An 18530-nucleotide genomic window follows, 5' to 3' on the forward strand; every position below is an offset into this window, starting at 1 on the left:
TTATCTTCCTTCATTAACAATATGGGTACCGGTTTCCCCGCGCAGTGCGGCGGGCAGGCAGTCTGGCGAGGTGATGATCACGCGCTTGCCGCCATGGCGTAAAAATTCCAGCGAGGCGACGATTTTGGGCAGCATGCTGCCCGCCGGGAAATGGCCCTCGTCTTTGTAACGCGTCATCTGCGCCACGCTCACCGTGTCCAGCGCCTGCTGATTCGGCTTGCCAAAGTGGATGCACACTTTTTCGACCCCGGTGGTGATCACCAGCACGTCGGCGCGGATCTCGCGCGCCAGCAGCGCGGTGGAGAGATCTTTATCAATTACCGCGTCAACGCTCTGGTAATCGCCCTGCTCCGTGCGCACCACCGGAATACCGCCGCCGCCCGCGCCAATTACCACAAAGCCTTTTTGCGTCAGGGTTTTGATGGCATCGGCTTCAACAATGCGTAACGGCTGCGGCGAGGCCACCACGCGACGATAGCCCCGGCCAGAATCCTCAACAAAGTGCCAGTCCGGATGCGCCTGCTGCAGTTCATCGCGCTGCGCTTCGCTGAAGAACGCGCCGATAGGCTTGGTCGGGTGGCTAAAGCCCGGATCGTTTTTATCCACCTCCACCTGAGTGACAACGGTGACCGCTTTTTGCTCACCGCGCGCAGACAGGCGGTTATTAAGCGCCTGCTGGATCAGGTAGCCGATACCGCCCTGCGTATCCGCCACGCAGTTGGCCAGCGGCGTGAGCGGCAGTCCCTCCCGTTCGTGGGCGATTTCGGCGCGGCGCAGATCCAGCCCGACCTGGGGGCCGTTGCCGTGCGTGAGCACAATGTCGTAGTCGGATGCCAGCATCTCCAGCACCGACTCTGCCACCGCCTTTACCGCCTGCGCCTGATGTTCAACCGACTGGCTGGCGTTATCTTTGATAATGCTGTTGCCGCCAATGGCGACGACCATAAGCTCTTTCATTTTGTTTCCTTTAGAAGGTGCGTTCTGGTGCCCTCACCCCGGCCCTCTCCCACAGGGAGAGGGGGATTAACAGAGATATCCAGCACATGCTTCACCACAAACATGCCGCCCATCATCAGATACGCCGTCACAAACATCAGCGAACTGCCTTCGGCAAAGCCCACCACCGGGGCGTGGATCACGCCAAACAGCGCCAGCAGTGCGCCACCGGCGGCAGCAACGGCGCCGCGCAGCGGTTTGTTGATAATGGCGAAGATGGCGATGCAGCCCCACAGCATGCTGGCGAGCGGTGCGCCGCTGCCCAGATGCACCAGCCCCTCGTAGTAGATCCCTTTACTGTGCAGAACGTCGGTGCCGATTTTCGCCGCGCTGGTGCCCGCCGCGCCCATCACGCTGTTCATCATGGTCAACGCCCAGTTGGCGATCCACGGGAACAGGCAGATGAAAATCACGGGCACCTCCACTTTGGGTGTTTCCCTCACCACCTGGTTGGCGGTGACAACGCCGATAAACACCAGGATCGGCACGATGGCGGTCATCGGAATGATGGCGAGCATAAACGCCCCCAGCCCGAACAGCGGCACGATAAACATGGTCACGCCGGAGGCCAGCGTGTAGCCGATGCTGGCGCCCATCGCTTTCCAGCCCGCATGACCCACATAGACCGTCACCGGGAACGGATTGCCCATCAGGCAGCCGAGCATGGAGGCCAGGCCGTTCGCCAGCATTACCTTGCGGGTCGGGTACTCGTCTCCCGCCGCGTGGGCGCTTTCAATGTTTTCCAGGTCAAAGATGTAGTTCGCCAGCCCCAGCGGCACGGCAGACGCCAGGTACGGCAGCGCGTGCGGCAAGCCCTGCAGGAAACCTTCTACATGGACTTCGGGCGGGTTAAAGCCGAAAGAGGACATCGAGGCTTTGATTGCCTCCGGGCTTTGCAGGCCGGAGATCCACGCTAACACCGTGCCAGCAATCAACAACAGCAGACCGGTCGGGATCCTGGCGAAGATCGGTTTTTTGCCGAACCAGTTAATGAAGATCAGCAGCAACACAATGAACGACACGGTGGGCGCTTCAAACGCCTGCAGCATCGGGTTCATCGCCAGCAACAGCAGGCCCAGGCCCGACAGACACGAGAGCAGCACGGTACGCGGGATCATCTTGCGGATGGTCTCCCCCAGGAAAGAGCCGCCCGCCAGAATCATCGCCTCGACAAAGCACCACACCAGACCGATCTGAATGGCAAAATCCGCGTCACCGGTTTGCTGGTAGACCGGCATCAGGACCAGAAAAGTAACGGTAAAAATCGACGGCGCGCTCGGGCCAGACGGCAGCGCGGTGACGTTCGTTCGTCCGGTGGCGCGCGCCATCTGCAGGCCAAACCACGCGTAGCAGACGCTCGCCACCAGCACCGCCAGCCCGAAGGCCGGCGCGATGCGTCCATAAACAATCTCCTTCGGGATGCCGACGACAAAAATGAGCAACCCCATCATGGTCAGCAAATTGGTCAGGTTGTTGGTCATCAACCCGAAATATGCCGCCCAGTCACCTCTTTTCCACTCCAGTTTCATGTTTTTCATGGATGCTTGCCTTATAAAAAGTAGCGATCGCGGAAGGTCAACAGCGCCTTTTCAAAACAGCTAAACGGCGGGTGCACAATGCCCGCGCCAATCATGCCAATACCGGCGTCTTTGTGGGCAATGGCGGTATTGATAACCGGCAGAATGCCGCTGCCTGCGACTCGGGTGATGTCGATGGCGGTTGGAATGCCCATAAACGACAGCAGCGGAATGGTGACGTTCGGGTTTTCACCGAGGGTGATTTCGCGCATCTGGCGGGAGAAGTCGATGGCTTCTTCCACCGTACCGCCCACCAGCGCGACAATCGCCGGGGCCGTCGCCATCGCAAAGCCACCGATACCGTAGGTTTCCGTGATGGCGCTGTCGCCGATATCCAGCCCGGAGTCTTCCGGCTTGTAACCCGCGAACATCGGGCCAATTACCTGCTGCGCCGGGCCGGTGAACCACTGCCCTGGCAGGCCAGAGACGCGCAGACCAAACTCGTAACCGTTACGCGCCATGGTGGTGACCACGGTGCTGTACTCAATGCCGTGGGCGGCGTCCAGCGCGGCCTTACACATCGCCATCCACGTCGGGCCGGAGAAGTAGTCGCTGCTGGCGACAAACTCAAATACCTCGCGCTGCTGCGCCACCGGATAGCCCGCCTGGATCAGCCCCGGCGTCAGCGCCTGGATCAGCAGCGTGGTGCCCGCGTTGTTGCGGTTGTGGCATTCGTCACCCATGTGCAGCGCCTGAGCCAGCATCAGGCGCAGATCGATTTCGCCGATAATCTTCATGGCGTCGCGCAGCATCGGGCCAAGCACATCGCGCATCCAGTTCAGACGGTCAATGACGCTCTGGTCGTTGGCGCCCATGCGCAGGATCTTCGCCATCTGCTCGCTGAGGTTGGTGTAGGCGCGGTTGCCGTAGGTTTTGTTCTCAACGATATGCATAAACATCGACGCGGAGGTGACGCCCGCCATCGAGCCCACGCAGTCGTGCTCGTGGCACGGCGAGAAGGTGATGTCGCCTGAAGCCGCCAGCCTTGCCGCCTCCTCCAGATCGTTCGCCAGCCCTTCAAACACCAGCGCGCCGGTGACAGCGCCTTTCATCGCGCCACACATATTTTCCCAGCTCACCGGAGGACCGGCATGCAGAATGGTGGTACGGGTCATCCCCGGCACAACGTTAATCGCCTGGTCGTACCCCACCAGCACCGGGTGGGACTGAATGATGCGCTCCAGCGCAATCTTGTTGGCGGCAGCGATCTTCTCTGCAAGCGGCTCCGCGGCCAGCTGGTCGAGCGCTTCGACGATCTGCATATTGCCCTGCCCCGGCGGTGCCCAGTCGAGCTGGGTGACGGGGACGTGCTGTTTTTTAAGATCGTCACTGAACAGCGCAATACCGACGTTAATGACGTTCAGCGGTTGGTTGAATAAGGTGGTCATCAGGCGTTCTCCCCTTTGCAGACAAATTCGCGTGCCAGTAATCCGGTGTTAGTACTGCTGCTGGCCCAGATCACGCCGGCATCGGTCAAAAGCTGACACTGCTGCGCCAGCGACTGGGGATCCTGGTCGGTGCCCAACACGTAGCCGAGGATCTCCAGCGGACGGTTATCGGCTTTCGCAATCGCCTGCGCCTCTTTAATGGCATCGAGCATCACGCCGACCGGATCCTCATGCGCGCCAAAGCCCAGCACGAAGTCCATCACAATTACGCCCACTTCCGGATCGCGCGCCTCCTGCAGCAGGCGGCTGATGCGGTTGGTCGGGTCGATCATCGGGTGCGGTTTGCCGTTGGTGAAATCGTCATCCCCAAAATCGAGGAAGGTGTGAGCCTGGCTGACGTTAATGTCGCGCAGGCGTTTCGCCGGATCGGGCTGAATGTTGCTGTAGACGTCGTCGTACTTCTCAAGCGCGGCGAACATCGCTTCATCACACAGGGTGCCGCCACAGAACAGACCGCGAATGTATTTCTGCTGCGGAGTGAGACGGGCGCGCACCTCTTCAATCAGGGGCCAGTTGAGCGGATGCAGGTCAAGGGACGCTTTGTTGATACCGGTGAGCAGCACGGCCTTCAGGGCCGCCTCTTTGGTGCCACGGGCGAACTGCAGACCGTCTTCATCGGCGGGTGGTTCGTTGCGACCAAGGAAACAGGCGATGACGGGTTTGCGACAGGCCCGGGCACGCGCCAGCACCTTTTCTGCCACCGCTGGCGCTGGCGGTTTGGAGATCAGCGCGATGACCTGGGTGGCATCGTCGGCCTCCAGCATGTCGATGGCGTCGAGCATCATTAGTCCGCCGATTTTTTCACTGAGATCGCGCCCGCCGGTGCCAATCAGCTGCGATACCCCGCCGCCAAATTCATGAATGCGCACGCTCAGCTCCTGGCTACCGGTGCCGGATGCCCCGACAATGCCTATCGACCCGCGGCGTACAGCGTTGGCGAAGCACAGTCCTGCGCCGTTGATGATGGCAGTGCCGCAGTCTGGCCCCATCATCAGCAGCCCTTTCTGGTGCGCCAGCTGCTTGAGCGCCAGCTCATCGTCGAGGGAGACGTTATCGGAAAAGAGCATCACGTTGAGATCGTTTTCAAGCGCCTTGCGCGCTTCGCGTGCCGCAAACATGCCGTTTACTGAAATCACCGCCAGGTTACTGTCGGGACGGCGGGCTTTCGCGCTGGCCAGAGTCGCGTAGCGTGCTTCATGGGTGCCCGCGCTCTCTTTTCGGGCGAATAACGCTTCAATCGCCGCCAGGGTTTCATCATTGGCCGCGTCGCCTTTAATGACGATCATCAGATCGCCGTTTTTCGCATCCTCTAATTCCGGCGTTAACAGCCCGAGGTTTTTTAATACGCCTTTGTTCATTTCCGTCGCCATCGCCACAAACGCCTGTTCAACGCCTGGCAATTTATTGGCTTTGGTGGAAACGGACATTAATGAGACGGAGTCAAAATACGTGTTCTTTTTAATCACGATTTTTGTGGGCATTATTTTCTCCTGAATGCGGATAAAAGGGGGCCGCCGTCGTGCAAAATGCACGTCGGAAAAATACGTTTGAAATGGGGGCCAGCCGGAAACAGGCTGGCCGAATAAATTACGCGCCCGCCGCCAGCAGCAGGTCAGCTATCGCGTGGTAGCCTTTTTCCCGCGCCAGTTCGAGCGGGGTTTTACCGTATTTATCGGTCATGTGCGGATTCGCACCGTGGTCCAGCAGCAGCTTCACGATCGCCTGCTGTTTCGGGCCGCCGTCATTCAGGACAATGGCTTCCAGCAGCGGCGTCCAGCCGACGAAGTTGGTGTGATTAACGTTGATATCGGTCTTTTCCAGCAGCTCGCGGACAATTTCCACATGTCCTTTCTCACTGGCGGGCGTAATCCCCACTCCGCCGAAGCGCGTCAGGCGGTCCAGATCCGGGTTGGCGGGCAGAACAAGCCGCAGCAGGGTTAAATCATTGGTCAGGCAGCTTATCAGGAAGGGGTTAAAACAGGTCTGGTCCTGTTTATCTATATCCGCACCGGCGTCAATTAATAACGCGACACAGGGGTAATGTTTTTTCAGGCTGGCAATAACAATGGCGGTTCTTTTCTGACGGTTGGTGGCGTTAATATCGACACCTTTCTCAAGGCAGGCTTTTAGCGCGTCGACATTACCCTGCTCTGCCGCCAGTAAAAATTCCGTCACAAGTTCGTTCGCAGACATACAGACTCCCGATGGTGTGTTGCTGATGACCTGAGAATAGCAACAGCCCTTTCAGAAAAGAATCCGCTTAAAAATCATTCATCGACAGTCAATTCATTGTTGAGTTAAATTCAACGGTTCAGCCAAAACGTGCGTCTGTGCAACCTTTTTCTTATGGGTAAGCGTTTTTTCAGGCCATTCACGGCATTTTGCTTATGACCAAAGAAGCCTTGCATAACAAGGCCTGCAGCTAAACATCAGAACTGTGACCGCCGTCAAATGCGTTGTTGCGCCGCTGTTAAAATATGTTCAAAACTGATGGTAACCCGGAGCCGTAATATGAATTCCATCTTTACTGAAGAGAATCTGCTGGCCTTCACCACGGCGGCGCGTTTTGGCAGTTTCAGCAAAGCCGCCGCCGAGCTGGGTGTGACCACGTCGGCCATCAGTTACACCATCAAACGAATGGAGACCGGGCTGGACGTGGTGCTGTTTGTGCGTAACACCCGCAGCATTGAGCTGACCGAGTCCGGCTTTTACTTTTACCGCAAGGCTACCGATCTGCTGAACGATTTCTATGCCATCAGGCGCGGGATAGACACCATCTCTCAGGGCATCGAGGCGCGGGTACGCATCTGCATCAATCAGCTTTTGTATACCCCACGCCATACCGCGCGGCTGCTGCAGGTGCTGAAAAAGCAGTTTCCCACCTGCCAGATCACCGTCACCACGGAGGTCTATAACGGCGTCTGGGACTCAATCATCAATAACCAGGCCAATATCGCGATTGGCGCGCCGGATACGCTTCTTGACGGCGGCGGCATTGATTACACGGAGATTGGCGCTATCCGCTGGGTATTCGCCATCGCGCCGGAACACCCGCTGGCGTTTGTCCCGGAACCGATCGCGGAAAGCCAGCTGCGCCTCTACCCGAACATCATGGTGGAGGACACCGCGCACACCATTAATAAGAAGGTCGGCTGGCTGCTGCACGGGCAGGAGGCGATTCTGGTGCCGGATTTTAACACCAAATGCCAGTGTCAGATTCTGGGGGAAGGGATCGGTTTTTTACCGGAATACATGGCCCGGGAGGCCGTAGCGGACGGGCTGCTGGTGACACGACGCATTAATAACCCGCGTCAGGATTCGCGCATGCTGCTTGCCACGCAGCATGCGGCGACCGGCCAGGTTACGCGCTGGATCAAACAGCAGTTCGGCCCGCAGGGCGTACTGACCGGGATCTACAGCGACTTACTGTGGCGCACCTAGTTTCTCGTCTGAACCCAAAACGCATGGATAAGTCCAGGGAAGTAGCCCAGTATGGTCAGAAGGATATTCAGGATAAACGCCCAGCCCAGTCCCTTGCCAAGCAGTACGCCCAGCGGCGGGAGAATAATCGTAAAAACAACACGCCAAAAACCCATAAAGACTCCGTGCAAGCTAACCAATTGAAAATTATAAAAGAGACATCTCTAAGCGTAGTCAGTTTACGGGTAACTGCCATTCGGCTGGCGCGCTTTTACCTGCCTTTACCCTCTTTACACTGGCTTAAATCCTTCTTTAAATGCTCTACTACATAAAACACGATCGTAAGGAAACACCATGTCTCTTCCTCTGATTACGCCACAGCAGGCAAACGCGCTTATTGATGACGGCGCAAAGCTGATTGATATTCGCGATCCTGACGAATATGCCCGCGAGCATATTCCCGCCGCACAGTCCGTGCCGCTGGACACCTTACCCGGCGCACTGAACGCCGGGGCGGGTGAAACGGTGATTTTTCACTGCCAGTCCGGGGCCAGAACATCGAACAACGCCGCACGTCTTGCCCAGGCGGCGTCGCCTGCTCAGGCCTTGGTGGTCGAGGGCGGTATTCAGGGCTGGAAACAGGCCGGACTGCCGACCGTAGAAGATAAATCCCAGCCGCTGCCGCTGATGCGTCAGGTGCAAATTGCTGCCGGGCTGCTGATTCTGTGCGGCGTGGTGCTGGGCTATACGCTCTCCAGCGGCTTCTTCCTGCTGAGCGGTTTTGTCGGGGCCGGGCTTCTGTTTGCTGGCCTGACCGGATTTTGCGGCATGGCAAGACTGCTCAGGGTGATGCCGTGGAACAGACATACCTCATAAGCAGTAATCGATGAACCCTGCTGTACCCGGCGTGTGACGTGGGCTACAGTGAAGATCGCTAAAACGATGAGGAGGTTCTATGTTTTCTGTCGGTGATTATGTGCAACCGCGTCAGGGCGGCCCGAAACTGAAAGTGCTCGAAGTGAATGGGGATAGCATTGTGGCCGTTCAGGCCAGCAATGAGCAGGGCGAGAAATATACCCTGAAGGCAGCGGAAGTTGCGCTGTACACCGAAGACGGTGATTTTGGCGTCTGCTAAACAGACAACCGGGCGGAGTCTTCCGCCCGGCTCACGCATTAGATCAGAAAATCATCCAGTGATTTGCCGTTTTCCAGCGCATTGGCAATAGGCTTCGGCGTGCGGCCCTGACCGGTCCATGTTTTCTCTTCACCGTTCTGGTCAATAAAGCGATATTTTGCTTCACGCGGCTTACGTTTTTTCGCCGATTTACCCGCATGCGCCAGCTCTACACCCAGCAGATCGGACGGTGAAATACCATCGGCTTTCATCCGTTCCAGCAGAGCATTAATTTTTTCCTGCTGCTCAGCGCGCTGTTGCTCTAATTCCGCCTGCTCACTACGTTTCTCTTCAGCAACGACCCTGACTTTTTCCAGCATTTCCTCAAGAACGTCCAGGGATAATTCACGCGCCATGGCGCGCAGAGTTCGGATATTATTAAGATTCTGTAACGTCAAAGACATATTATTTGAAAACCTTTTTTGTGGTGAGTCGTAAAATCAAAGCGAAGAATAATTCATTTCAAACATAATATCCACCCATCGACGCTTTTTGTCATTATTGTAAATATTTTTAAAGACACAGCTTATATTATCCGGATATCGCGTTGTCGCGCTGCTTTTAATAAACATTCATAACAACATAAACGGTCGGTTTTAAGGCAAATCACAGGAGGGTACGCTGCGCGCTGCGTGTCGCACGGTCGCCGCCCACGCATCGCAAGCAACTTGTTGATTTTGCGCATCAAAAAACAGGACGAGAAAGAAAATAACGAAGCGAGCAAAAAACCATCATCTTTAGAGGATTTTGTGGAAAAAACGCGAGTAAATAAAAATTTAACACTAGTTGTTAGTTTAAAGCCAGAAGGATACGCTATACACATCAACCAAACCAACCCAAATCACTAAGATCATTACTTTTGTGCGTCTCAAGGAGCTCAGCCATGTTCTCACCGCAATCTCGCCTGCGCCACGCGGTAGCGGATACTTTCGCGATGGTTGTCTACTGTTCCGTCGTGAACATGCTGATTGAAATATTCCTCTCCGGAATGACCTTCGAGCAGTCACTTTCTTCGCGTCTGGTAGCGATCCCGGTGAACATTATTATCGCCTGGCCTTATGGCTTATACCGTGATGCCGTGATGCGCTTCGCCCGCCGCATCAGCCCGTCTGGCTGGATGAAAAACCTGGCGGATGTGCTAGCCTATGTGACGTTTCAGTCGCCGGTGTATGTGGCGATCCTGTTGACGGTGGGGGCAGACTGGCATCAGATTGCCGCAGCGGTGAGCTCAAATATCGTGATTTCGATGTTGATGGGCGCGGTGTATGGCTATTTCCTCGACTACTGTCGCCGCCTGTTCAGGGTCAGCCAGTACAGCCAGGCAAAAGCCTGATATGAAGCGACTGGCGTATGCCAGTCGCAGTATTATTGTGCGTCGCCAAACAGTCCCTTCAGAAACCGCTCCAGCGCCATACGCGAGCTAAAACCATGCGGAATACCATAATGCTCGTGCGTCTCGCCGCCTAAATAGAGCGGAAATTGCTGGTAGTGATCGCAGGTTTTAATATCCGAGGCAGGCTCAGCAAATGACAGACTTCTGTCTTTCAGCGTCGGGTGAATAATAAGAGCGGTACGCCCCATTCTGGCTTCACGATTCACGTAAACATAATTCTCGCCACGGCGATAGCCATACGCTTTTGGCGTCACTTCATCCATGGTGAATCCCGCTTTTTCAAGAACGCGCGCCACCTCATCCGGTCGTAAATACATATCTTTTCCTCGTTATCTTTTCCTGCCCGGCAACCTTACAGTATTCAGCATTAGCAGGGCTTTCAGAATATTCCATAAACGGCCTGATGAGTCGTGACTCGCTTCAGATATTAAATTTCTGAACTAAACTAAACCGGAAGACAAAATTATGGAGGATCGTATGTTTAACAGACCGAACCAAAACGATATTAACGACGACGCTCAGGATATTCGTAATGATGTCAGCAGATTAGCGGACACGCTGGAGGAGGTGCTGAAATCCTGGGGCTCCGATGCGAAGGACGATGCGGAGGCCGCAAAACGTAAGGCTCAGTCTCTGCTGCGTGAAACACGCGCCCGGATGCATGGCCGCTCTCGTGCCACCCAGGCTGCCTGCGACATGGCAAGTTGCGCCACCACCTTCGTTCGTGAAAAACCGCTGTGTACCCTGGGTACGGTCGCGGCGGTGGGTATTTTTGTTGGCGCCCTGCTTAGCCTGCGTAAGTAAGCACGCGTTATCAGCCCCGGTTGCCTCTGGCGCCGGGGCTTTTCTTTGCCTGAAAGCCTGAAAAACCCGTGCAGCCTGCCCTGCCCCGCTGTGCTCATCATTGGGGCGCCATCAATCTGAATTTCCCATATCTTGTATGGTTGAAACTTAGCACAACTACATCTAGTATTCCCTTTAGCAAGACACACACAACCTGACGCGATGCTTCGCGCCGTTCTCTCATTTTAAATGGAAATACGAATCATGAGCATTATTATTTACACTCGTAACGATTGTGTTCAGTGCCACGCGACCAAACGCGCTATGGAAAGCCGCGGGGTGGACTTTGAGATGGTGAATATCGATCTGGTGCCCGAGGCTGCCGATACTCTGCGTGCCCAGGGATTTCGCCAGCTGCCAGTGGTGGTGGCCGGGGAAACCAGCTGGTCTGGCTTTCGCCCGGACATGATTAACCGCCTCGCCGCGCAGGCCGCAAGGGCATGAGCGGGCTGGTCTACTTTTCCAGCAGCTCGGAAAACACGCTCCGCTTTATTGAGCGCGTCGGGCTGCCTGCGGTGCGCATTCCGCTCAACGAGCGGGAGCGTATTCAGGTAGACGACCCTTACATTCTGGTGGTTCCCAGCTATGGCGGCGGCGGTACGGCAGGTGCGGTACCGCGTCAGGTGATCCGCTTTCTCAACGATCCCCATAACCGCGCGCTTATTCGCGGCGTGATTGCTGCGGGCAATCGTAATTTCGGCGACGCCTTTGGTCGCGCCGGGGATGTCATCTCTCAAAAATGCGGCGTGCCGTATCTCTATCGCTTTGAACTGATGGGGACACAGCAGGACGTAGAGAACGTGCGTAAAGGAGTGAACGAATTTTGGCAACGACAACCGCAGAACGCGTAATGCAGGCGACACCGGACTACCACGCCTTAAACGCGATGCTTAACCTCTACGATCGCGAGGGGCGCATCCAGTTTGGTAAAGATCATGACGCCGTGGACGCCTTTTTTGCCGCCCACGTCCGTCCAAACAGCGTGACGTTCGCCAGCCAGGATGAGCGTCTCGACTACCTGGTCAACGAAGGGTATTACGAAGAACGCGTGCTCTCCCGTTACAACCGCGCCTTTGTGGTCAGGTTATTTGAGCGGGCCCACGCCAGCGGTTTTCGGTTCCAGACGTTTCTGGGCGCCTGGAAGTATTACACCAGCTACACCCTGAAAACCTTTGACGGCAAACGCTACCTTGAAAGCTTTGAGGATCGCGTAGTGATGGTGGCGCTGACCCTGGCCCAGGGCGATGAAGCCCTGGCTGAACAGCTGACGGAAGAGATCCTCTCCGGACGCTTCCAGCCGGCCACCCCGACCTTCCTTAACTGCGGCAAGGCCCAGCGCGGCGAGCTGGTCTCCTGTTTCCTGCTGCGTATAGAAGACAATATGGAGTCGATTGGCCGCGCGGTAAATTCGGCGCTGCAGCTGTCCAAACGCGGCGGCGGCGTGGCGTTTTTACTGTCTAACCTGCGTGAAGCGGGTGCGCCAATTAAGCGCATTGAGAACCAGTCGTCCGGCGTGATCCCGGTGATGAAGATGCTGGAAGATGCCTTCTCCTACGCCAACCAGCTTGGCGCGCGTCAGGGGGCCGGGGCAGTCTACCTGCACGCCCACCACCCGGACATTCTGCGTTTTCTGGATACCAAACGCGAAAACGCCGACGAAAAAATCCGTATCAAAACCCTGTCGCTCGGGGTGGTGATCCCGGATATCACCTTTAAGCTCGCCAAAGAGAATGCCGACATGGCGCTGTTCTCGCCGTATGACATCGAGCGAATTTACGGCAAAGCGTTTGGCGACGTGGCGATAAGCGAGCTTTACGACGAGCTGGTTGCCGACGATCGCATTCGCAAAAAATACATCAACGCCCGCGATTTCTTCCAGCGGCTTGCCGAAATTCAGTTTGAGTCCGGCTACCCGTATATCATGTATGAAGACACGGTAAACCGTGCGAACCCGATTGCCGGGCGCATCAACATGAGCAACCTCTGTTCGGAGATTTTGCAGGTCAACAGCGCGTCCACTTATGACGAGAATCTGGACTACGCCGACATCGGCAAAGATATCTCCTGCAACCTCGGGTCGCTGAATATCGCCCACACCATGGATTCCCCCGATTTTGGCCGTACGGTCGACACGGCAGTTCGCGGCCTGACGGCTGTATCAGACATGAGTCATATCCGCAGCGTGCCGTCCATTGAGGCAGGCAACGCCGCGTCGCACGCCATCGGCCTGGGCCAGATGAACCTGCACGGCTATCTGGCGCGGGAAGGCATCGCCTACGGCAGCCCGGAAGGGCTGGATTTCACCAACCTCTATTTTTACACCATCACCTGGCATGCGCTGCACACCTCAATGATGCTGGCGCGCGAGCGCAACCAGCGCTTCGCGGGCTTTGAGCAGTCGCGCTATGCCAGCGGGGAATATTTCAGTCAGTACCTGGAGAGCGACTGGCAGCCGAAAACGGAGAAAGTGCGCGCGTTGTTTGCCCGCGCCGGGATCGTTCTGCCCACGCGCGAAATGTGGCAGCAGCTGCGTGACGATGTGATGCGCCACGGCATCTATAACCAGAACCTGCAGGCGGTGCCGCCCACCGGCTCTATCTCCTATATCAATCACGCCACGTCGAGCATTCACCCGATTGTGTCGAAAATTGAGATCCGCAAGGAGGGCAAAACCGGGCGCGTCTACTACCCCGCCCCGTTTATGACCAATGAAAACCTGGCGCTGTATCAGGACGCGTATGAAATTGGCCCGGAAAAAATCATCGATACCTACGCCGAAGCAACCCGACACGTGGATCAGGGCCTGTCGCTGACGCTCTTCTTCCCGGACACGGCCACCACGCGGGATATCAACAAAGCACAGATTTATGCCTGGAAGAAAGGCATTAAAACGCTCTATTACATTCGCCTGCGCCAGCTTGCGCTGGAAGGCACCGAAATCGAAGGCTGCGTGTCCTGCGCGCTGTAAGGAGAAAGGATGAAACTGTCACGCGTGAGTGCGATTAACTGGAACCACATTCAGGATGATAAGGACCTGGAGGTGTGGAACCGCCTGACCAGCAACTTCTGGCTGCCGGAAAAAGTGCCGCTTTCTAACGATATTCCGGCCTGGCAAACCCTGAGTCATGCCGAGCAGCAGCTGACAATTCGCGTCTTTACCGGTCTGACGCTGCTGGACACCATCCAGAATACCGTTGGCGCCCCCGCGCTGATGGCCGATGCGCTGACGCCGCACGAAGAGGCGGTGATGTCGAACATCAGCTTTATGGAAGCGGTGCACGCCCGCTCCTACAGTTCGATCTTCTCGACGCTGTGCCAGACCAAAGATGTGGATGCGGCCTACAGCTGGAGTGAAGAGAGCGAGTCACTGCAGCGCAAGGCCAACCTGGTGCTGGATTATTATCAGGCCGATGAGCCGCTGAAGAAGAAAATCGCCAGCGTGTTTCTGGAATCATTCCTCTTCTACTCCGGCTTCTGGCTGCCGATGTACTGGTCGAGCCGCGGCAAACTCACCAACACCGCCGATCTCATTCGCCTCATCATCCGGGATGAAGCGGTGCACGGGTATTACATCGGCTATAAGTACCAGAAAGGGCTGGAGAAAGTCAGTGATGCCAGACGCGAGGAGCTAAAAGGATTTGCCCTTGATTTGCTGATGGATCTCTATGATAACGAACTAAGCTATACCGAAGAGCTCTACGCCGGAACCGGCTGGGAAGAGGAGGTAAAAGCCTTCCTCTGTTACAACGCCAATAAGGCGCTGATGAACCTCGGCTATGAAGCGTTGTTCCCGCCGGAAATGGCCGACGTGAACCCGGCAATTCTGGCGGCTCTCTCCCCCAACGCTGATGAAAACCACGACTTCTTTTCCGGGTCCGGCTCATCGTATGTGATGGGTAAAGCGGTGGAAACAGAAGATGAGGACTGGGATTTTTAATGAGCGCATTAACGTTCATTAATTAAATATAAATATTCCAATTTCCTTCCGGATATTTCTCCTTCAGCTACACTGTCATCTCCACGACATATTCGCCTGAATTACTCCGATCCAGGCGAATTCTCCCGATGGCGCAGCAAAAAATTCACAAAAATTCAGATCGCGCTCAGCCCTTTACTCATGGGAAATTCAGCCGTTTCGCTTACTGCAAAATTCAACCCATAAGCAAACCCAGGGTTGCCTCAGAATCTGAGTATGTTAGGGTTATGCCCGTTAACAATTTACCATGGTAATCATATCGACATAAACAAATAACAGGACACTCTCTATTGCATGGCAATTAAATTAGAAGTGAAGAATCTTTATAAAATATTTGGCGAGCATCCGCAGCGCGCATTCAAATATATTGAAAAAGGCCTTTCGAAAGAGCAAATTCTGGAAAAAACCGGGCTATCGCTTGGCGTTAAAAACGCCAGTCTGGCCATTGAAGAAGGCGAGATTTTTGTCATCATGGGGTTATCCGGTTCGGGTAAATCCACTATGGTTCGCCTTCTCAATCGCCTGATTGAACCCACCCGTGGGCAGGTCCTGATTGATGGTGTAGACATTGCCCAAATATCAGATGCCGAACTTCGCGAGGTGCGCAGAAAAAAGATTGCGATGGTCTTCCAGTCGTTCGCCCTGATGCCGCATATGACGGTACTGGATAATACCGCCTTTGGTATGGAATTAGCGGGCGTTGCCGCCAGCGAACGTCAGGAAAAAGCGCTTGATGCATTGCGCCAGGTGGGGCTTGAAAATTATGCCCATGCGTATCCGGATGAGCTTTCCGGCGGCATGCGTCAGCGTGTAGGTTTAGCCCGCGCATTAGCCATTAATCCCGATATTTTATTAATGGATGAAGCCTTCTCGGCGCTTGATCCCTTAATTCGCACCGAGATGCAGGATGAGCTGGTAAAATTACAGGCCAGACACCAGCGCACCATTGTCTTTATTTCTCACGATCTCGATGAAGCCATGCGTATTGGCGACCGCATTGCCATTATGCAAAATGGCGAAGTGGTGCAGGTCGGTACACCGGATGAAATTCTGAATAATCCGGCAAATGATTATGTGCGGACCTTCTTTCGCGGCGTGGATATTAGCCAGGTGTTTAGCGCCAAAGATATTGCCCGTCGTACCCCGAACGGCATTATTCGTAAAACGCCAGGTTTCGGTCCGCGCTCTGCCCTTAAGCTTCTGCAGGACGAAGACCGTGAATACGGTTATCTGGTTGAACGCGGCAATAAATTTGTCGGCGTTGTCTCCATCGATTCTCTCAAAACCGCGCTCAGCGAAAACCAGGGAATTGATGCGGCGTTAATTGACGCTCCGCTTGCCGTGGATGCCGAAACGCCGCTCAGCGAGTTGCTCTCTCACGTCGGCCAGGCACCCTGTGCCGTGCCGGTTATTGGGGAAGAACAACAGTACGTCGGCATCATCTCAAAACGGATGTTGCTGCAGGCTTTAGATCGCGAGGGGGCAAACCATGGCTGATCAATCTAACCCGTGGGGCACCACAGAGGCAGCAGACAGCGCTGCGCAATCTGCCGATGCGTGGGGTTCCACGCCAGCACCGGCCGATGGCGGTGGCGCGGCAGACTGGCTCAATAATGCGCCAGCACCGGCACCAGAACATTTCAATATTATGGATCCGTTCCACAAAACGCTGATCCCCCTGGACAGCTGGGTAACGGAGGGGATCGACTGGGTGGTTACCCATTTCCGTCCCGTCTTCCAGGGGATCCGCGTTCCGGTGGATTACATCCTCAACGGCTTCCAGCAGCTGATGCTGGGCATGCCCGCGCCGGTGGCGATTGTGCTGTTCTCGCTGATCGCCTGGCAGTTTGGTAGTGCAGGTATGGGGATCGCCACGCTGATCTCGTTGATTGCGATTGGTGCCATTGGCGCGTGGTCGCAGGCGATGATCACCCTGGCACTGGTGCTGACCGCCCTGCTCTTCTGCATTGTCATTGGTTTGCCTACGGGGATCTGGCTGGCGCGCAGTCCACGGGCGGCGAAGATCGTTCGTCCGCTGCTGGATGCGATGCAAACCACGCCAGCGTTCGTTTATCTGGTGCCCATCGTGATGCTGTTCGGTATCGGCAACGTGCCGGGCGTGGTGGTGACCATTATCTTCGCCCTGCCGCCGATTATTCGTCTGACAATACTCGGGATTAACCAGGTGCCTGCGGATCTGATTGAGGCCTCCCGTTCGTTCGGTGCCAGCCCGCGGCAGATGCTGTTTAAAGTTCAGCTCCCGCTGGCAATGCCTACCATCATGGCGGGGGTTAACCAGACGCTGATGCTGGCGCTCTCGATGGTGGTGATCGCCTCGATGATTGCCGTTGGCGGGCTGGGTCAAATGGTATTGCGCGGTATTGGCCGCCTCGATATGGGGCTGGCGACCGTCGGCGGCGTGGGCATTGTGATCCTCGCCATTATCCTTGACCGCCTGACCCAGGCTGTCGGTCGTGATTCACGCAGTCGCGGCAACCGTCGCTGGTATACCACCGGCCCTGTCGGGTTACTCACCCGCCCATTCAGAAAATAAGGAACAACGATGCGACATAAGGTACTTTTTGCCACAGCGTTTGCCACCCTTGTCTCCACCAGCGCATTCGCCGCGGACCTGCCGGGTAAAGGCATTACCGTGCAGCCGGTGCAGAGCACCATTTCGGAAGAGAGCTTCCAGACGCTTATCGTCAGCCGCGCGCTGGAGAAGCTGGGTTATACGGTCAATACGCCGAGCGAAGTGGATTACAACGTCGGCTACACCTCGATTGCCTCCGGTGATGCGACCTTCACTGCCGTCAACTGGCAGCCGCTGCACGACGATATGTACGCCGCGGCTGGCGGTGATAAGAAGTTCTACCGTGAAGGCACCTTCGTGACCGGTGCGGCGCAGGGTTATCTGATCGACAAGAAAACCGCCGACCAGTACCACATCACCAATATTGAGCAGCTGAAAGATCCGAAGATAGCCAAACTGTTCGACACTAACGGCGACGGCAAAGCCGATATGATGGGCTGCTCGCCGGGCTGGGGTTGTGAAGCGGTGATTAACCACCAGAACAAAGCGTACGGTCTGGCGAAAACCGTCGACGTGAGCCACGGCAACTACTCAGCGATGATGGCCGACACCATCGCCCGCTTTAAAGAGGGTAAACCGGTGATTTATTACACCTGGACCCCGTACTGGGTGAGCGACGTGCTGAAGCCGGGTAAAGATGTGGTGTGGCTGCAGGTACCGTTCTCCTCCCTGCCGGGCGAGCAGAAAGATATCGACACCAAACTGCCGAACGGCATGAACTATGGCTTCCCGGTGAATACGATGCATATCGTCGCCAACAAAGCCTGGGCGGAGAAAAACCCGGCCGCCGCCAAACTGTTCTCGGTAATGAAGCTGCCGCTGGCGGACATCAACGCCCAGAATGCGATGATGCACGCGGGCAAATCGTCTGAGGCGGATGTGAAGGGCCACGTTGACGGCTGGATTAAAGCCCACCAGCAGCAGTTTGATGGCTGGGTGAAGGAAGCGCTTGAGGCGCAGAAGTAAGTTTTTCCCCTCACCCCGGCTCTCTTAATCGTTCCCTCTCCCTGTGGGCTGAGGGTTCCCCAGAAAAATGAAAAGCACGATGAAGTGTGATCTACTGGTTGCGCTAACAAATCAGAAGAGACCTCATCGTGCCCTTACAGACAG

At 55.9% G+C, this 18530-nt stretch carries 20 protein-coding genes; 12 read left to right on the forward strand and 8 right to left on the reverse strand.

All coding sequences use genetic code 11. The features are described from left to right. From ACMWKA_RS18460 to ACMWKA_RS18480, 5 genes are all read right to left on the reverse strand, one after another. Nucleotides 1-957, reverse strand: coding sequence for a carbamate kinase family protein (locus tag ACMWKA_RS18460; protein ID WP_013098404.1), 957 nt, complete (start codon nt 955-957; stop codon nt 1-3). Further along, nucleotides 954-2534 carry a xanthine permease gene (locus ACMWKA_RS18465; RefSeq protein WP_414760486.1) on the reverse strand — a complete coding sequence of 527 codons (1581 nt, stop codon included), beginning with the start codon at nt 2532-2534 and terminating at the stop codon, nt 954-956. The genes ACMWKA_RS18460 and ACMWKA_RS18465 overlap by 4 nt, the downstream gene beginning before the upstream one ends. 11 nt (nt 2535-2545) lie before the next feature. Continuing rightward, nucleotides 2546-3961: a DUF1116 domain-containing protein gene (locus ACMWKA_RS18470; RefSeq protein ID WP_013098406.1), complete on the reverse strand. Its 1416-nt coding sequence runs from the start codon at nt 3959-3961 to the stop codon at nt 2546-2548. Next, the gene (fdrA, locus tag ACMWKA_RS18475) at nt 3961-5502 is read right to left on the reverse strand and encodes an acyl-CoA synthetase FdrA (protein ID WP_414760487.1); all 1542 of its coding nucleotides are present in this window, start codon (nt 5500-5502) and stop codon (nt 3961-3963) included. The genes ACMWKA_RS18470 and fdrA overlap by 1 nt, the downstream gene beginning before the upstream one ends. A 106-nt stretch (nt 5503-5608) precedes the next feature. Further along, nucleotides 5609-6214, reverse strand: coding sequence for an ankyrin repeat domain-containing protein (locus ACMWKA_RS18480; RefSeq protein WP_014832999.1), 606 nt, complete (start codon nt 6212-6214; stop codon nt 5609-5611). Between the two features lie 318 nt (nt 6215-6532). Here ACMWKA_RS18480 and ACMWKA_RS18485 point away from each other — a divergent pair, with 318 nt between their 5' ends. Next, nucleotides 6533-7462 (forward strand): LysR substrate-binding domain-containing protein, encoded by a 930-nt coding sequence (locus tag ACMWKA_RS18485; RefSeq protein ID WP_020684930.1) that lies wholly within the window; start codon nt 6533-6535, stop codon nt 7460-7462. On the opposite strand, the gene ACMWKA_RS18490 is transcribed toward ACMWKA_RS18485, so the two are convergent. After that, complete coding sequence (locus ACMWKA_RS18490; protein ID WP_013098410.1) at nt 7459-7617, reverse strand: YqaE/Pmp3 family membrane protein; 159 nt, start codon at nt 7615-7617, stop codon at nt 7459-7461. The two genes, ACMWKA_RS18485 and ACMWKA_RS18490, sit on opposite strands and share 4 nt — an antisense overlap. A 178-nt stretch (nt 7618-7795) precedes the next feature. Here ACMWKA_RS18490 and ACMWKA_RS18495 point away from each other — a divergent pair, with 178 nt between their 5' ends. Both ACMWKA_RS18495 and ACMWKA_RS18500 read left to right on the forward strand, forming a co-directional pair. Continuing rightward, nucleotides 7796-8317, forward strand: a complete 522-nt coding sequence (locus ACMWKA_RS18495; protein ID WP_045901503.1) for a rhodanese family protein — start codon at nt 7796-7798, stop codon at nt 8315-8317. Nucleotides 8318-8396: 79 nt separating this feature from the next. Next, a complete protein-coding gene (locus tag ACMWKA_RS18500) occupies nt 8397-8576 on the forward strand; it encodes a hypothetical protein (RefSeq protein WP_013098412.1) in 180 nt (59 codons plus the stop codon). 38 nt (nt 8577-8614) lie between these two features. Here ACMWKA_RS18500 and stpA read toward each other — a convergent pair whose 3' ends face one another. Then, nucleotides 8615-9019, reverse strand: coding sequence for a DNA-binding protein StpA (stpA, locus tag ACMWKA_RS18505; protein WP_013098413.1), 405 nt, complete (start codon nt 9017-9019; stop codon nt 8615-8617). 479 nt (nt 9020-9498) lie between these two features. Here stpA and alaE point away from each other — a divergent pair, with 479 nt between their 5' ends. Beyond that, the gene (alaE, locus tag ACMWKA_RS18510) at nt 9499-9948 is read left to right on the forward strand and encodes an L-alanine exporter AlaE (protein WP_013098416.1); all 450 of its coding nucleotides are present in this window, start codon (nt 9499-9501) and stop codon (nt 9946-9948) included. A gap of 32 nt (nt 9949-9980) precedes the next feature. On the opposite strand, the gene ACMWKA_RS18515 is transcribed toward alaE, so the two are convergent. Continuing rightward, entirely contained in the window at nt 9981-10325 is a 345-nt protein-coding gene (locus ACMWKA_RS18515) for a DUF2002 family protein (protein ID WP_013098417.1), read from the reverse strand. 160 nt (nt 10326-10485) lie between these two features. Between ACMWKA_RS18515 and ACMWKA_RS18520 the strand changes: the two genes are divergently transcribed. The 8 genes from ACMWKA_RS18520 to proX all read left to right on the forward strand — a co-directional run bounded on the left by ACMWKA_RS18520 (nt 10486) and on the right by proX (nt 18386). Continuing rightward, a complete protein-coding gene (locus ACMWKA_RS18520) occupies nt 10486-10812 on the forward strand; it encodes a DUF883 domain-containing protein (RefSeq protein ID WP_029883716.1) in 327 nt (108 codons plus the stop codon). Between the two features lie 243 nt (nt 10813-11055). Next, nucleotides 11056-11295: a glutaredoxin-like protein NrdH gene (gene nrdH, locus ACMWKA_RS18525; RefSeq protein ID WP_013098419.1), complete on the forward strand. Its 240-nt coding sequence runs from the start codon at nt 11056-11058 to the stop codon at nt 11293-11295. Then, entirely contained in the window at nt 11292-11702 is a 411-nt protein-coding gene (gene nrdI / locus ACMWKA_RS18530; RefSeq protein ID WP_029883717.1) for a class Ib ribonucleoside-diphosphate reductase assembly flavoprotein NrdI, read from the forward strand. The genes nrdH and nrdI overlap by 4 nt, the downstream gene beginning before the upstream one ends. Further along, entirely contained in the window at nt 11675-13819 is a 2145-nt protein-coding gene (nrdE, locus tag ACMWKA_RS18535; protein ID WP_038986140.1) for a class 1b ribonucleoside-diphosphate reductase subunit alpha, read from the forward strand. The genes nrdI and nrdE overlap by 28 nt, the downstream gene beginning before the upstream one ends. A gap of 9 nt (nt 13820-13828) precedes the next feature. Beyond that, nucleotides 13829-14788, forward strand: a complete 960-nt coding sequence (nrdF, locus tag ACMWKA_RS18540; protein WP_020684925.1) for a class 1b ribonucleoside-diphosphate reductase subunit beta — start codon at nt 13829-13831, stop codon at nt 14786-14788. 333 nt (nt 14789-15121) lie between these two features. Then, nucleotides 15122-16324: a glycine betaine/L-proline ABC transporter ATP-binding protein ProV gene (gene proV / locus ACMWKA_RS18545; protein ID WP_222168950.1), complete on the forward strand. Its 1203-nt coding sequence runs from the start codon at nt 15122-15124 to the stop codon at nt 16322-16324. Next, a complete protein-coding gene (gene proW, locus ACMWKA_RS18550; protein WP_013098424.1) occupies nt 16317-17381 on the forward strand; it encodes a glycine betaine/L-proline ABC transporter permease ProW in 1065 nt (354 codons plus the stop codon). The genes proV and proW overlap by 8 nt, the downstream gene beginning before the upstream one ends. A gap of 9 nt (nt 17382-17390) precedes the next feature. Beyond that, nucleotides 17391-18386: a glycine betaine/L-proline ABC transporter substrate-binding protein ProX gene (gene proX, locus ACMWKA_RS18555; protein ID WP_013098425.1), complete on the forward strand. Its 996-nt coding sequence runs from the start codon at nt 17391-17393 to the stop codon at nt 18384-18386. Nucleotides 18387-18530: the final 144 nt, after the last annotated feature.

Origin of the sequence: Enterobacter sp. 03-F-07-AD-ECC, assembly GCF_047530935.1 — a bacterium.
Lineage (GTDB): Bacteria > Pseudomonadota > Gammaproteobacteria > Enterobacterales > Enterobacteriaceae > Enterobacter > Enterobacter cloacae.